The 15,045-nt window shown below is 41.4% G+C and carries 13 protein-coding genes; 9 read left to right on the top strand and 4 right to left on the bottom strand.

From position 1 onward, the window contains the following. The 6 genes from ACO1O5_RS15125 to ACO1O5_RS15100 all read left to right on the top strand — a co-directional run. Window positions 1-476: winged helix-turn-helix domain-containing protein (locus tag ACO1O5_RS15125; RefSeq protein ID WP_486271631.1), on the top strand; the 476-nt coding region annotated here is incomplete at its 5' end. Then, window positions 473-1,846 (top strand): sensor histidine kinase, encoded by a 1,374-nt coding sequence (locus ACO1O5_RS15120; protein WP_486271629.1) that lies wholly within the window; start codon window positions 473-475, stop codon window positions 1,844-1,846. The genes ACO1O5_RS15125 and ACO1O5_RS15120, both read left to right, overlap by 4 nt. 89 nt (window positions 1,847-1,935) lie before the next feature. Next, window positions 1,936-2,682: a rubrerythrin family protein gene (locus ACO1O5_RS15115; RefSeq protein WP_486271627.1), complete on the top strand. Its 747-nt coding sequence runs from the start codon at window positions 1,936-1,938 to the stop codon at window positions 2,680-2,682. 124 nt (window positions 2,683-2,806) lie between these two features. Continuing rightward, window positions 2,807-3,904: a VIT1/CCC1 transporter family protein gene (locus ACO1O5_RS15110; protein ID WP_486271625.1), complete on the top strand. Its 1,098-nt coding sequence runs from the start codon at window positions 2,807-2,809 to the stop codon at window positions 3,902-3,904. Window positions 3,905-4,398: 494 nt separating this feature from the next. After that, complete coding sequence (locus ACO1O5_RS15105; protein WP_486271623.1) at window positions 4,399-6,198, top strand: ATP-binding protein; 1,800 nt, start codon at window positions 4,399-4,401, stop codon at window positions 6,196-6,198. A gap of 109 nt (window positions 6,199-6,307) precedes the next feature. Then, window positions 6,308-6,511, top strand: coding sequence for a hypothetical protein (locus ACO1O5_RS15100; RefSeq protein ID WP_486271621.1), 204 nt, complete (start codon window positions 6,308-6,310; stop codon window positions 6,509-6,511). A gap of 14 nt (window positions 6,512-6,525) precedes the next feature. Here ACO1O5_RS15100 and ACO1O5_RS15095 read toward each other — a convergent pair whose 3' ends face one another. Then, complete coding sequence (locus tag ACO1O5_RS15095; RefSeq protein WP_486271619.1) at window positions 6,526-7,263, bottom strand: phytanoyl-CoA dioxygenase family protein; 738 nt, start codon at window positions 7,261-7,263, stop codon at window positions 6,526-6,528. A gap of 631 nt (window positions 7,264-7,894) precedes the next feature. Between ACO1O5_RS15095 and ACO1O5_RS15090 the strand changes: the two genes are divergently transcribed. Beyond that, entirely contained in the window at window positions 7,895-8,668 is a 774-nt protein-coding gene (locus ACO1O5_RS15090) for a hypothetical protein (protein WP_486271617.1), read from the top strand. A gap of 83 nt (window positions 8,669-8,751) precedes the next feature. Here the strand turns inward: ACO1O5_RS15090 and ACO1O5_RS15085 are convergent, their stop codons facing one another. Further along, window positions 8,752-9,126 carry a hypothetical protein gene (locus ACO1O5_RS15085; protein ID WP_486271615.1) on the bottom strand — a complete coding sequence of 125 codons (375 nt, stop codon included), beginning with the start codon at window positions 9,124-9,126 and terminating at the stop codon, window positions 8,752-8,754. A 185-nt stretch (window positions 9,127-9,311) separates the two neighbouring features. On the opposite strand from ACO1O5_RS15085, the gene ACO1O5_RS15080 reads away from it, so the two are divergent. Continuing rightward, complete coding sequence (locus ACO1O5_RS15080; protein ID WP_486271613.1) at window positions 9,312-11,480, top strand: hypothetical protein; 2,169 nt, start codon at window positions 9,312-9,314, stop codon at window positions 11,478-11,480. An 82-nt stretch (window positions 11,481-11,562) separates the two neighbouring features. On the opposite strand, the gene cls is transcribed toward ACO1O5_RS15080, so the two are convergent. Beyond that, window positions 11,563-13,002: a cardiolipin synthase gene (gene cls / locus ACO1O5_RS15075; protein ID WP_486271611.1), complete on the bottom strand. Its 1,440-nt coding sequence runs from the start codon at window positions 13,000-13,002 to the stop codon at window positions 11,563-11,565. 343 nt (window positions 13,003-13,345) lie between these two features. Continuing rightward, entirely contained in the window at window positions 13,346-13,879 is a 534-nt protein-coding gene (locus tag ACO1O5_RS15070) for a c-type cytochrome (RefSeq protein ID WP_486271609.1), read from the bottom strand. Between the two features lie 432 nt (window positions 13,880-14,311). Here ACO1O5_RS15070 and ACO1O5_RS15065 point away from each other — a divergent pair, with 432 nt between their 5' ends. Next, window positions 14,312-15,040 (top strand): hypothetical protein, encoded by a 729-nt coding sequence (locus ACO1O5_RS15065; protein ID WP_486271607.1) that lies wholly within the window; start codon window positions 14,312-14,314, stop codon window positions 15,038-15,040. The last annotated feature ends 5 nt before the right edge of the window (window positions 15,041-15,045 follow it).

Here is a 15,045-nt window from a genome sequence, read left to right as displayed (position 1 = left end):
TCCGCAAAGAAAATAAAACAGTACCGATCATATTTCTAACAGCAAAAGACACCGTAGACGATATTGTTTTTGCGCTGGAATCCGGCGCCAATGATTACCTGAAAAAGCCGTTTGCTTTTGAAGAATTATTAGCCCGGATTAAAGTGTTGCTTCGCAATAAAGAAGGGGAGCAAAGTATTTTTGAGACAGAAGACATCAGTCTGAATACAGAAATGCACCAGGTTACAAAAGGTGGGCTCCCGGTAGACCTTACTCAAAAAGAATTTGCGTTGCTCGAATACCTGCTGCGCAATAAGGGGAAAGTATGCAGGCGCACCCGTATCATTGAAAAGGTATGGGATGTGCATTTTGATAAAGACACTTCTGTGATAGATGTTTTTATTAATTCGCTGCGCAAAAAGTTAGACACAACCGGAAAGGAATCTTTCATTCAAACCATACGCGGAGTAGGCTACAGGGTAAATGAACATTCATGAAACTTAGTTTTAAGAAACGCATTGCATTTTTTAATACCATGGCTGTTGCAATAACAACGGCTATTGTTTTTATTGTGATTTATGCAGTTGCTCACTTCAGTTCTTTCCGTCACCTCGATAATGATATTATGCAGGAGAAGGAAGAAATTCTAAATTCCCTGGATTGGAAAAATGACAGCATTATCATTAATAAAATGCCGGAATGGGAAGAGGCGGAACATAAGAAAGTGGAAGTAAATCCCACCTTTATTCAAATAGTAGATAATGGAGATAGACTGGTATTTAAATCAGCCAACCTGCAGGCGAATAACTTTTTATATAACCCCAACAATAAAAAAGAAAATTTCTACAACACCCGCATCGATGATCAGCGGTTACGAATTGGGCAATTTCCCATAAAGAATGATGAGGAAAAGATTATCGGCCACTTAACCATTGGTGTTTCACAACAGGAATCTTATTATGTTTTAAATAATTTGCTCTTTACACTTTGTATCATATTCCCGGTTGTTTTATTGGTGATGTATGTTGTTATTTACCTGGCTGCGTCAAGAGCCATTGCACCCGTTAACCAGCTGATACAAACAGCTTCCGGCATAACAGATTCCAATATTAACACACGGTTACCCTTACCCGCAAATGAAGATGAATTATATCAACTGGCAAAAACTATTAATGAATTACTTAGCCGCATAGAAAACAGTATTCAACAACAAAAACAATTTACTGCTGATGCATCACACGAAATAAGGACACCACTTGCTGCCATTAGAGGAACCCTGGAAATTTTACTTCGTAAAAAAAGAGAACCTGAACAATACGAAGAAAAAATTAAAGAAGTAATGGGGCAAACAGACAGGCTTAACTCTCTTCTGGATCAATTATTACAAATGGCCCGGATGCAATCGGCATCAATAAAAAAGGAAAAGGTGTCTCTACATAGCCTCGTTAGTGAAACAGCAAAAAAATGGGAAGAGGAGATGGCTGAAAGAGCTGTACAACTAATTATTTCTGTTCCCAAAAACGGTACCATTGACGCAGACAGGTTTTTAATGGCCATTATTATGGATAACCTTTTTAGCAACGCTATAAAATATGGGGCTGTACATGGTAAAATATCCTGCGATTGGGACGCAAGTAACAATACATTTTCTGTCACCAATGATGGCGCGGGAATACCCGCAGAACAAATACCTTTTTTATTCAATCGCTTCTACCGTACTGATGATTCACGAAGTTCTCAAATTCCGGGAAGCGGATTAGGGTTGGCTATTGTAAAGCAATTATGCGATTTACAGCACATTGATATTAGTGTGCAAGGCCACAGCGGCGGCACTACCTTTCTTTTACAATTTCCTGCAAAATCTTAAGCTGATCTTAAGCAAGTACAAAGAAACACTGAACGAAGACAGTGGCAACTTTGCTATGTCAATCATTTAAAAAAATAAAAAAAATAACAATGAAAACATCATTAATTATTCCGGCGGTAGTTTTAGCAGCAGGCAGTTTATTTTTCGCTTCCTGCAAAAACAACGATTCCGATACGTCCATGAAATCGCCTACGGCCCCAAATACTGAAGTAGCCAATCAAAAAGAAAAAGGTGAAAAGAATGCTATCGCCAAGCAGGTGAGCATGACAAGCGCTACCGATGCGAAAGCCAAAACAGTTGAAAATATGCAGGCGGCCTTTAAGGGCGAAACAACCGCCAGCGCCAAGTATGCAGCCTATTCTAAAAAAGCACAGCAGGAAGGTTTTCATCAAATTGCGTTGCTTTTTAAAGCAGCTTCCACTGCAGAAAATATACATGCCAATAATCACAAGGCTGTATTGCAGGAGTCGGGCAATTCTGTACCGTTGATAACGCCTGAATACACAGTAAGATCCACTAAGGAAAATCTTGAAGATGCCATTAAAGGGGAAACTTATGAAGCAACAACCATGTACCCGGAATTCATAACAGTTGCCAACCATGCAGGCGATCAGTTGGCATTAATCAGTCTCAACTATGCATACAAAACAGAAAAGAAACATAAGGTGATGTACGAAAATGCGCTGGCAGCTTTGCAGAATAATACAGTCAATACTTTACCGGTCGTATTCTATGTATGTTCAACCTGTGGTAACACTTATGAAACTACAGCTCCGGTACGTTGCGGAATTTCAATGACAAAATCTGACCGGTTTATAAAAATAACGTCCCTATAAAACTTTGGGTGTGGTTTACCTCTGTGCTAAGCTCATTACGGCGCACGGAGGTTTTCTTTGTAATAAGTGTTATTGCATCCGGCATTGCAAATAGCTAACTTTATGATTACAACTACTTAAGAAAATGAACAAGAATATTCAAACCGAAGTGGATGCCTGTTATTTGTATCAAAGGCTGGCAGATAATGAAACAGATGAGACCATCGCGAGTGTATTTCGCCAGATGAGCGAAATAGAAAAGGGCCATGCAAAAGCTTTTTTGCAAAAGCAAAAAAATCAAAACGGGGCCGTATTGCCGCCGCCGTCCTTCAGGGCCAAAGCGCTCAATACCATTGGTAAAATATTTGGATACAATTATGTGCTGGGCGCTTTAATGGACACCGAAAAAAGTATATCCGTTGCCGTTATAAATGCAAAAAATAAAAACAAAATCCCCATCACCGGCGCTGAAACAAATCATGTAACGATTTTACGTTCCCTGCTGGAAAGCGAATCGAAAGTTACCGGCGGCAATGTGGCTAAATTTGAAAGCAGGCATCGTTCTGTTGGTGGCAATGCTTTACGGGCAGCCGTTTTAGGCGGTAATGATGGATTGGTTTCAAATTTTAGTTTGGTAATGGGTATAGCAGGAGCAACAGAAGGCGGCAATGGCGTATTGTTGGCGGGGGTTGCAGGTTTATTAGCGGGTGCCTTATCAATGGCTTTGGGTGAATGGATATCGGTTAAAAGTTCACAGGAATTAAATGAAAACCAAATGCAGCTGGAAATGGATGAATTGGAGACTAATCCTGAAGGGGAAGAAAAAGAATTAGCGCTTATATATATGGCAAAGGGAATACCCGAAGACCAGGCTCATGAAATGGCAACAAGTATAATGAAAAATAAAACAGAAGCCCACGAAGTGTTGGTAAAGGAAGAATTGGGAATTAATCCGGAAGAACTAAAGGGCTCTGCAATGGAAGCTGCCATTTATTCATTTATATTATTTGGAATAGGTGCGGTAATACCTGTTATTCCTTTTATGTTTACGACGGGCATTACTGCAATTTTAATAAGCGTTGCTGCCAGTGCTACCGGCTTATTTTTAATAGGATCGGCCATCACATTATTTACAGGAAAAAGTATTTGGTACTCAGGATTCCGGCAGGTATTGTTTGGTCTTGCTGCCGCGGCCATTACTTTTGGAATAGGTAAATTAATCGGAGTTTCACTAGCCGGATAAATTAGTGACTGCATCCGGGTGTCATCACCCCGTTAGTGCCTGTTTTAAATAGTTCTGCTTTACAAAAAATAATTCCAAAATCGCTTATTCGTCTCCGTTATATAATAGAGGTTTCAATAACAAAACTCCACAATACATCAACACAACAGCAAGAAACAAAAAATACAAAGGCTTACACCCTAATAATAACGCTAACGGGTAAATGATAACGGGATTTATATACCGTATCGCTTCTTATTTTATGGCAGGGTGTTTCAAACCATGATTAAATAAATCTCCCAAAAAATAATTACAGAACATTCTTAGAATAGCAATTCTACAATTTCCGGATAGAAGGTTTACTATAAGCTTCTATACGAATTTATTTTAGCTTTGATGGGGAACGCTAAATAGAAACATCTTTTTATTTATACAAGCAGGTAAGAAAATTTACATTGTTTATAAATAGCCCTTCAGTCTTAAAATTGTGAAATTGACTTCATAAACACTGAACTATGGATTTAGATAAAGCCACAAAACCGGGGTACAGGCGAAAGGCATTTCGCGATCTCTCCATACAACAAAGGCTTCCACTTTTTATATGCATTCTTTTGTGCAGCGTTATGGTAACCTTTGGCTTCGCATCTTATTATGGAGTAAAGAAGGCAACTCTTGAAATGGGAACGAAGAGATTGCACACGCTCGCCGATCAACTGGCTGCTATGCTTACCGCCTCTTCAACAAAGCTGAATACAATTTCACTTGCGGTTGCACACCTGGATACTATAAAGAAAAATGTACAATCGCGGGGAACTGAATTGCGAACGGAAGCACTTGAAATACTAAATAATCTGCGGAAAGACAGTTCATGGGTTTTGCTGGAATTGCTGGACTCAAACAAGATCCCGGTTTTGTGGACCGGCAATAAAGGAACAGAAGCTAAGCTAAGCATCGATACTATATTTTCTTCTTTAAGGGTAGGGCCTGACTCATGCAAAGTTGGAGAGATTTATGCGGCAGGTGATTCAATGTATTATCCTGTAGCCGCCAGCATTGTTGATAAGAAGCATGTGATAGGTTATTTGGTAAGCTGGCGATTACTCTCTTCTACTCCAAAAGAGCTCGAACAGCTATCCCAGCTTATGGGTGCAGGGGCCACCCTATACATTGGCAACACGGACGGCAGCCTGTGGACCAACCTGATTAAGCCCGTTCCGGCTCCGCCAATAGACATTCAACATAACCGGGATATTTTTGAATATACTAACCAGCATGGCAGGAGGACAATTGCTGCTGTTCAATATATACCAACAACCCAATGGTGTGTTTTGGTTGAATTTTCACAGAAAACCCTGTTAGAAACTGCAACGCGTTTTTTGCGTTGGATCTCTGTAATTGGAGGAATATTAATTGCTGTCGGAATTTTTATTACGTGGCTCATGAGCCGAAATATGATTAAACCATTGAGACAATTGACCTCCGCGGCGACTGCTATTGCATCGGGAGACTATTCATCCCCGGTAGAGGTCAGGCATATGGATGAATTGGGCAAGCTGGGCAATGCTTTTAATATTATGGTTGAACAAATACGCGTTGCACAGTCGGAACTTGAAAATAGAGTTATAGAGCGAACATCGCAATTGCAAATTGCAAACAGCGAAATGGAATCATTCTCTTATTCTATATCTCACGATCTGCGGGCACCTCTCAGGGCTATTATTGGTTATACATCGATACTGGAAGAAGAATATGCTAATAAGCTTGACGAAGAAGCGAAGAGATTGACATCTGTTGTTAAGAAGAATACCAAAAGAATGGGAGACCTGATTGATGACATGCTTGCTTTTTCAAAGTTAGGCCGGGATGGCATTGCAAAGACCAACATCAACTGCAACGAAATGGTTAAAGAAATAATAGATGGATTGGATCTTAAGAATAATGTTGAGTGGAACATTCAATCTTTGCCGGATATTAATGCAGATATAAAAACTATGAGGCAGGTCTGGATAAACCTCCTTTCCAATGCGATAAAATATTCGCGCAACCGGGAACATCCACAAATTGAAATAGGCGCAAGTTCGCATAAAGGTTATGACACTTTTTTTGTAAAGGATAACGGCGTGGGCTTTAACCAGCGGTACAGCAAAAAACTCTTTAAAGTTTTTCAGCGCCTGCACACCACCGAAGAATTTGAAGGCACCGGCGTGGGCCTTGCTATTGTTGAAAAAATTATCAGCAAACACGGAGGTAATGTGTGGGCAGAAGCTGAAGAAGGCAAGGGAGCCAGTTTTTTCTTTACTATACCGACCGGATAGCGCTTCAGTCATCATCAGTGTTATCTTTCTTTTATTAGCTCACGTCAGGGCCCCGCGAGAGCCAATGTAAGGTCTCATGACACTGCCGCTCCCGCTTGTTTGACTGGTTATGCCAGCATACGCTGATGTGTTCACAAAAACTATTTCAAAATCGTTTACCCCTCTCAGTTATGCAGCAAAGTTTTCAATAACAGAACTCCACAATAAACCCGTGTACCCGGTGGAGGTTGCCCTACTCGGATTTCGGATGTACAGTAATCTCGCCGCTAATCCAGATGCTGAACAGTTTAACCAGGTTGTGTACCGCCGATAATAGTAGCATTACAGTTACACATCTAAAATATGCCGGCCTCTTGCACTAATACGGCGTAAAGTTTCGGGGGTAATATATTTCTTTTGGTCAATCTGTTGAGGTTGGTCTCTTGTGCAAAAATAACTGTGAATACTCCTGCGGTCATGGGTTGTTTCATTGGTGGTACCACCATGCCATACATGCGAGTTAAAAATAAACACAGACCCAGCAGGGGCTATAATCCGGATTTCGTCGGGGTGTTTTTCAGTTGGGTTTGGCATGGCTTCTTCGGGCAAAATGTCGAGTTTATGCGTCTTAGGTACAATTCGGGTAGCACCATTGTATTCTGTAAAATCGTCCAAAAGCCAGATACTATTGCAGACTTTATAAGAACCACTCACAACAGTATTTTTCCAATCTACATGAAGTTTTTGAAGCCCCTTACCCGGTTTAGCAGCCCTGTAATTTAAAGAGGATAATTTGTAACTATGTCCTAAGACGGCTTCGATACCGGCTAATACACGTGGTTGGGTGTAAAAAATATCGAAGATCATTCCTTTATTAACCAAATCTGCCAGGCGATCGGCGCCCTCTTCTTTGGGATGACGAATGTATTTTGATTCCTGTAGTTCTGCGCCTGCATTCTCACCCTCCGATTGCAGCAATTCAGCAAGACGCTCATTGACTTGTTCAACCTGTTCAAGGGTCAATAATTGCCCCAGGTTAAGATAACCGTAAGTATCTAAGAATTCGAATTCCTGGTTCGTAAGCATATCAAACTATTATAATTGTAAAACAATTGTATACTCCCGCAACATTTGTTCGTTTCCGCACGAGCTAATTATTTAGATAATTTGTCCCACCGCAAAATTGGTTCACACAAATTAAGGTTTGCCCGCCATCAAATTTATCAACGAATAATATTCATAAATATAACTTATTGTCATTTTATATTTTCAAAAGAGGTTGCTGTATTTCGTAATGGCAATTTATGTCTCGGCAGGGTTTTCCGTGCACAGACTCCGCATGTAAATAATCTTGCCGGAAACCCCTGGTGGGAAATACAATTAGAATCTCATGAGGCCTCTCTTACTGTGTGATAAAACTTTGAGAATTCATATTACTTTGAAGTTTGGCCACAAACGGGTGGGCGTCTTTCGTCATTGGAGTTTCACACCTGCTTCTTACTAACTTATAGTTTATACGCAGAAAACCACCGATGCGGTAAATAGATGGTCTCTACTCTTTTTTCAGCCTCATCTTCGATGCTAACAGGCATGAATACCTGAAGAAATATTTTACCTGTTGGGTAATATTTAATATTTTTAATTGTTACCAACAGCAGCTGCAGATATAGTGAATAACTGCTTTTTTATAATTTTTAAGTACTAAATCTTTGGGCTTATGTATGCCACTCAAAACTTTCCTGCTTATAAAAGGACTGACAGAAATTTTTTCCTGTTTATGATGATCCTTATGTGGAGTGCTATTTTATCAGGGTTTGGATATGAAATGGTTCAAAAGTATCAGCACAATAAGCTACATTATCCGCTCATTGTCACTTTCCATGCTATAGCATTTGTGGGATGGCTTGTGTTGATCACCACGCAGATCATATTGATCCGGACTAATCATGTATCACTGCACAAAAAGCTGGGGTGGGCAGGAGCAATACTGGCCGGAATTATGGTGATACTTGGCACCATAACAACCATCATTATGTCCAAGCTTGAATACGGCACACCCGATGGTGACCTTCATTTCCTTTCGGTTACATTGGGCGATATGTTGCTGTTCGGTACCATAGCGGGTGCGGGCATTTATTTGCGCACTCATGCATCGGCGCATAAGCGACTGATGCTGGTGGCAACCTTGTTATTGTCGGATGCAGGTTACGGAAGATGGGCTGCTTTAAAGATATCACCGCTATTTGGAAATTACTTCTGGACTTATACTACTTTCCATGAAGGGTTTGTCCCTTTTTTCGGGTTCCAGGTTCTTCCAACACTGGTTACTATTTTACTGCTGGGATTGTATGATCTCATTACCCGCAAACAACTTCATCCTGTGTATATATGGGTGGTTGGCTGGTATTTAGTTGTAGTGCTTACGGCGAGTTGGTTGTATTATAGCCCATGGTGGTACCAAGTTGCCAAACATATTGTAGGAGTATCATGAAATAAAGTGATTTATAGCAGAATGATTTTTTCCTCGACTGAGTCGCTGGCAGCCGGCAATGTCTTATCCGCATATGTAGCACTTTATTTCCTTACCAATGTATCATTTGTGTCTCCGTGCACAGGTTTCAGATGTAAAGTAATCATGCCGGAAAGCCCGATACTGAATAATGATTGTTCCAGGATAAGTTGTTGGCCGGAACGCAAACAATAGCAGCAGTTGCTATGGGTTCTGTGAGACTTTCTGGATAGTTGTACTTTTCTTTTCGTCTTGACACAAAAAGAAACAAAAAAGTCAAGGACAAGCCAATCGCTCCGCGTGTTTATTCGCGATGTCTTTAGTTGCTTTTTATTTGTGCTCATGAGACCTGCGAGCAGGGTTGTCCGGGCCAGCGCCACCGGTGCTTTGCAATGGATAGGATAATTTTCAGCATCTGGCTGATTTAGTGTATGCTTCATTGTTAGTTTGGTCTGGGGTTCGAGCGTGCTGATTTATTTCGAAACATTGATAGGATCGAAAAGACAGGGAGGAGGGATTGCGGACCAGGTTTTTTTTAATAAAGATTATTGGTCAAATTCATCCATGAGACCTTACCTTTATCGCAGGCATCAAACCGGCTATTTTCCGCTATTTTCACAAGCTTATGTTACCTGTTCAAAAGAAATTCCTTAGTATCATAGTATTTTCAAGTGTTGCATTTAGCTGCTTCTCTCAAACCTTTCAATACAACCCGGCATCTCCCAAACAACAATACGCAGTAAGCCGCCTCAAAGAAGCATTACAACAGGATCACGGTGGTGCAGCATATACGATACATTTGGTAACGAATAGCCTGACCTATGGCAACGAAGACTTCTCCATAAAAAAGAATGGAACAAAAATTATCATTGCAGGAGGCAGCGACAGAGCGTTGATATATGGTTGCCTGTCCGTGGCTGAGGATATTGGAAATGGTATAGCGCTTAAAGATGTAAAAGAAAAAAATGAGAAAGCTTTTCTGCCTTTTCGCGCCATTAAATTCGATTTACCCTGGGACACTTACCGGCATAGTTATGCGCTTTCTTTACACGACGAAACCTGCCGTGATACTTCTTACTGGAAAGCCTTTCTTGATATGATGGCCGACAACCGTTTTAATGCGCTTACGCTATGGAATCTGCATCCTTATACGTTTTTAATAAAACCAACAAATTTCCCGGAAGCGAGTCCGTGGACCGATGTGGAAATGAAGCAATGGCAAACGCTTTTCCATTCAATTATGCGCATGGCAAATGAGCGGGCTATTGATGTATATATTATTCCCTTCAACATTTTTGTTACGCCGGAGTTTGCCAAAGCGCATCATGTAGCGATGGATAATTTGCAGCACGATTATTTTGTAGCTGGTGATACCTCGCAAATTATAAAAACGTATACCCGCGAATGTGTAACACAGATGCTGCAGGAATATCCCGAAATAACGGGGATGGGACTTACGCTTGGCGAAGGTATGGCCGGCATGACACCGCAACAAAGGGAAGACTGGATGAAGGAAACCATTATTGCCGGCATGCAGGATGCCCATAGGAAATTACAACTCATCCATCGCATTCCGTTTTCGAGTACAACCGGCTCGTTAGGTATTACCAGTATTGCAACGGAAAAGCTTACACGAAAAGCAATGGAAGAAGAAGGTAATATGGGTTTTATAGAAGAACCGATCTGGGCAGACCTGAAATTTAACTGGTCGCATGCGCACTCGACAACGAAGCTGATCAAAGTGCACGGAGGCAAACTGTATGACACATATTTTAAACCAGAACCCCGGGCATATACAATAGACTGGACCGTTCGCAATGAAGATTTCTTTTGTCTTCGCTGGGGTGTTCCTTCGTTCGTACGGGAACATATTGTAAACAACAGCGCATCCTGGTGTGGCGGATACATGCTTGGCTCAGAAACTTATATTCCTGCGAAAGATTATTTTACCAAAGACAGCCTACATCTTCCGTGGCATTATGCGTTTGAAAGGCAATGGATGTTTTATAAATTGTGGGGAAGGTTGTTGTACAATCCGCATCAAAGCGATGCGATATTCGGGGAAGAGTTCACCCGGCGGTATGGCAAAGAAGGACGCAGCTTGCCGGAAGCCTCTTCCCTTGCAGGTTCTACTGCGTTACGCATCGCATCTGATTTTGATTGTGGCTGGGATTTTACGTTATATACTGAAGGTATGATGGCGCTGGATCCGGCAACTAAAAATGTAAGTTATATTTCGGTTGACTGGCTTATTCATCAACCACCTCTCGACACAGATTATGTTTCCATTGCTGATTATGTACGCCGCAGGAATGCAAAAGGCAGTTTTAAAAAGAATGAAATCACGCCGCAACAACTGGCCGGCATGCTTGAAAGAGATTGCCGCAAGGCGCTGTCCATGGTAAAAAAGGTGGATGTTAGCCGCAACAAATCGCTTATGTATGAAGTAGCCGACATTAAAACCTGGTCATATCTCGGGTTGCATTTTGCCGAAAAAATACGCGGCGGCATTGCATTGCAAACCTATCGTACTAACGGTAACGTTAGTAATAAAAATAATGCGGTTAAACACCTGGAAAATGCACTTGCTTACTGGGACTCTGTTGTAAACATCACCCGACCATTGTACAGGGACATGCCACTCGTGCACCTCAGCCAGCAGGGAGGCAATGAATCACCCGAAAATTTTTACAGGAAATTTCATTGGGCTATGCTTACTCCCGATGTACAAAAAGATGTAGAAATAGCGAGGGAAGCAACGGTGGTTTCGAAAGGCAGGCTCCCCGTGGATTAGTATTGAATGGCAATTTTGCAAGTCCACAAAAGCAGCAACCCGGGGTATGAGTGGCATGCATTACCCGGCCCCGTAAACAATTTTACATAACAGGCGAAAACAAGCGGGCGAGTTTTTCAGGCAATTGTTTATAGGCGGGGCGACTGTTCCATTTTTTTGCATCAATCTTTTTCGCATCGGTAAGGTCATCAAAGAACGTACTGCGTAATTGCCGGGATATCTTTTGATCATACACAATCGCATTCACTTCAAAATTTAATTCGAAACTACGCATGTCCATGTTCGCCGTTCCTATTATAGATAGGCTGGAATCTGTTATCATTGTCTTGGCATGAACAAATCCCTTCTCATACAAATAAATCTCTACACCGGCAGCGAGCAACTCACCATAATAGGACCGGCCCGCCGCATTTACCAACCTGGAATCGCTCACACCCGGAACCAGCAATTTAACGGTAATACCACTGAGGGCAGCAATCTTAAGTGCATCAAGGATGGTATCGCCCGGAATAAAGTAAGGTGTGGTTATAAGGATTTCTTTTTTTGCCAGGTTGATGGCCTGTAATATAGAAAAAAGTACAGCGGGCTGGGCCGAATCGGGACCACTGGCTACTACCTGTACGATTGTGTTTTCAGCGTACTTACTTTCAGCCGCAAAATGTTCCGCTGAGGGCTTCACCTTTTTACCGCTGCAAAAATTCCAATCAGTGAAAAAAAGATATTGCAGGTAAAAGACTCCCGGTCCATCGATACGCAAATGTGTATCCCGCCAATACAGCTGGTTATTCTTATCGTTGATGTATTTATTGGAAACATTGATGCCGCCGGTAAATGCCGTTTGCCCGTCAATAACAATTATTTTCCGGTGGTTGCGGTAATTGAGCCGGTTGGCCAGCAGGTAAAACATAATCTTCTGAAAAGGATACACCTCCACGCCAGCATCCTTTAACCTGCGCTCCATTCTTTTTTTAATAGCAGGGCTCCCAAAATCATCATAGATAAACCTTACCTGCAACCCTTGCTTTGCTTTTGCAACCAGGATGTTTTCTATTTGTGTTCCAATCGCATCATTTTCATAAATATAATATTCGAGGTGGATGTGATGCTTTGCCTCATGCAGCGCTTTTAGAACTTCCGGAAATTTTTCTTCCCCGTTTATCAACAACTTTACTTTATTACCGATAGTAAGTGGTGTGTGTAGTTCTTGTATCAGCAGGGAGGCCAATTCCCGGTTATTTTGCATAGACGCATCGCCGGGCAAAGTGTTACGGGCAATTATTCCCCATTCTTTTTCCAGCTTATCCAACATCTTCTTCCCCTGTGCAGATTTTTCATCATACTGCTTCAGCTTCCAATAATTTACGCCGAATACAAGGTAGAAAAGGACGCCGCCCACGGGTATAAAAATACTGATAAGCAGATAGGCCATTGTTTTGGTGGTGCTTCTTGTATCGTAGATGATACGCAGGCAAACCCCAATTAAAATCAGTATGTATATCCCGGAAATGATAATCCACATCATAATTCGATACTATGTAAAATAGAACCCTTCTGCAAGGAGAATACCAGAAAGATACAGTTTTTTAGAGGGCCACAATTTTTGCGAGTTCGCGTAAAACTATAGCATGATGTGCCGGAAACTAACAATAGCGTTGTAAATAGATAGTGGGCAATAATTTTTCTTAATCTTGTAAATATTTTTTCTAAAGCAGATGATTAATGGCTTAGCAAGTATGTGTGAGCTGTTTTATTTTCCGGGTATATTGCTCATACCCGCCAGGAGATGGATAGCGAAAATAATATAGGAAAATTAAAGATCAAATGTAATTGAGGTCACAAGACGCGATCACAACATTTTTTATTAGTTAATTGGCGGAAACTTCCTTTTCTGGATATTTTTTTATCCATGACTGGTATTCGCCGGGAGACATTTTACTCAATTTATTCAATAAAAAATCAGTGATCGCCCATATCTTCTCATCTGAATGGGTAGGTCCAAACGCCGGCATGCTTGTCATCTTAATTCCATTCTTAATGATCCAGAATGCCTCGGCAGTATCAGGCATATCATCAGACTTGTAGAATTTAGGAGGCCTGGGATAGAGACCTTTGGCCAAATCCGCCGGATCAACACCGGGGCCACCGTGGCAGCTTACGCACATTTCATTATAATGATTAAACCCTTCTACCAGCATTGCTGAATCATTCATTGGTGGCACTTGTATGCTTTTCAGCCTCTTGTTGATTGAATTATGCGTGGTAGTATTGATCATCCATTTTGTAATAGAATTATGCGGCACTAACTGACTTACATCATAGGATCCGGAGAATATATATATTGTAAATACTGCCGCGATAACAACCAAGGTGATTATTACGGTAAGGATTATTTTTTTCATGGCCGAATATTTAACAACGAATATAATCACTTATTAAATTTGCGCCCGTGTTAACAGGTAATGGCAGTGTTCCCCCTTTTTTTTGCGAGCGCACATTGGCACCCGTGAGAGCGGCGCCTGTTATCCGGCCAATGCGTCATTATCATTTTTTGGCTACCTGGCAGAGTCCGCGTTCAGTGGTGCACCCTCCCAAAAAACAGTTCCAAAAATCGTTTATCCCTAACAGTTATGTACTAAGGCTCTAAATACCACGATTTTACATTGCCCGCAGGGATACCATTGTCATATATGAGCCATTATTTATTAACTGCCTCGTATAGAGGGAAATAATTTTTAAGTACTCGATTAAAATTATACATTTAATATATAATACTGCCCCACCGAAAACTACATCCCCGTCTTATCATTTTTTAAACTTAAAATCTTCCGGGAATGAAGCAATCAAAATTATTATCACCAGTTGCTGTTATGTTACTGATGTTATTTTCATGTAACTCAGGCAACGACAACAAAACGACAGACACAACAAAAGACTCTGCCGCAACTGTAACTACTCCTGCGCCACCTCCCCCTGCGCCCAAACCCGCTATTAGCTTGCTGATAAAGCACAAGGTGACCAACTTTAATAAATGGTTTGCCTCGTATGAAGGGCACGATTCTGTAAGAATGTCGTACGGGCTGCACAATTTTGTGGTAGGCAGGGGCATTAAGGACAGCAATACAGTGGTAGTAGCATTGCATGTAGATGACACATCAAAAGCAAAAGAATTTGCTATGGCTCCGGCATTAAAGGAAAGGATGAAAAAGGCCGGTGTAACGGGGCCAACAACGTTTATGTACGTTATTAACCGCTGGCACGACACTACTACCGATGCTTCTTCTGACAGGGTGATCATCAACCAACATGTAAAAGATTATGATGCCTGGAAAAAAGTGTTTGACAGCCACTTGCAGGCACGCAAGGATGCCGGCATGACGGACAGGGCAGTTAGCCAGTCAATTGACGATCCCAACTTTGTGTCCGTGGTTATTACAATCGGCGATATGAAAAAAGCAACCGATTTTATGAATTCGAAAGACCTGAAAGACAAAATGACTGAAGCGGGCGTGGTAGGGGCGCCGGATGTTTTCATGTATCATGTAGTAAAACAATACCATTAAACGTT

It is taken from the genome of Ginsengibacter sp. (genome assembly GCF_057362405.1).
This window is presented reverse-complemented; position numbering and strand designations above follow the sequence as displayed.

Bases quoted from the DNA above. Each gene is read 5' to 3' on its own strand.
- ACO1O5_RS15065 (WP_486271607.1), top strand. From the start codon at position 14,312: ATGAAGCAATCAAAATTATTATCACCAGTTGCTGTTATGTTACTGATG.
- ACO1O5_RS15090 (WP_486271617.1), top strand. From the start codon at position 7,895: ATGTATGCCACTCAAAACTTTCCTGCTTATAAAAGGACTGACAGAAAT.
- ACO1O5_RS15120 (WP_486271629.1), top strand. From the start codon at position 473: ATGAAACTTAGTTTTAAGAAACGCATTGCATTTTTTAATACCATGGCT.
- ACO1O5_RS15085 (WP_486271615.1), bottom strand. From the start codon at position 9,126: ATGAAGCATACACTAAATCAGCCAGATGCTGAAAATTATCCTATCCAT.
- ACO1O5_RS15105 (WP_486271623.1), top strand. From the start codon at position 4,399: ATGGATTTAGATAAAGCCACAAAACCGGGGTACAGGCGAAAGGCATTT.
- ACO1O5_RS15100 (WP_486271621.1), top strand. From the start codon at position 6,308: ATGCCAGCATACGCTGATGTGTTCACAAAAACTATTTCAAAATCGTTT.
- ACO1O5_RS15080 (WP_486271613.1), top strand. From the start codon at position 9,312: ATGTTACCTGTTCAAAAGAAATTCCTTAGTATCATAGTATTTTCAAGT.
- ACO1O5_RS15095 (WP_486271619.1), bottom strand. From the start codon at position 7,263: ATGCTTACGAACCAGGAATTCGAATTCTTAGATACTTACGGTTATCTT.
- cls (WP_486271611.1), bottom strand. From the start codon at position 13,002: ATGATGTGGATTATCATTTCCGGGATATACATACTGATTTTAATTGGG.
- ACO1O5_RS15115 (WP_486271627.1), top strand. From the start codon at position 1,936: ATGAAAACATCATTAATTATTCCGGCGGTAGTTTTAGCAGCAGGCAGT.
- ACO1O5_RS15070 (WP_486271609.1), bottom strand. From the start codon at position 13,879: ATGAAAAAAATAATCCTTACCGTAATAATCACCTTGGTTGTTATCGCG.
- ACO1O5_RS15110 (WP_486271625.1), top strand. From the start codon at position 2,807: ATGAACAAGAATATTCAAACCGAAGTGGATGCCTGTTATTTGTATCAA.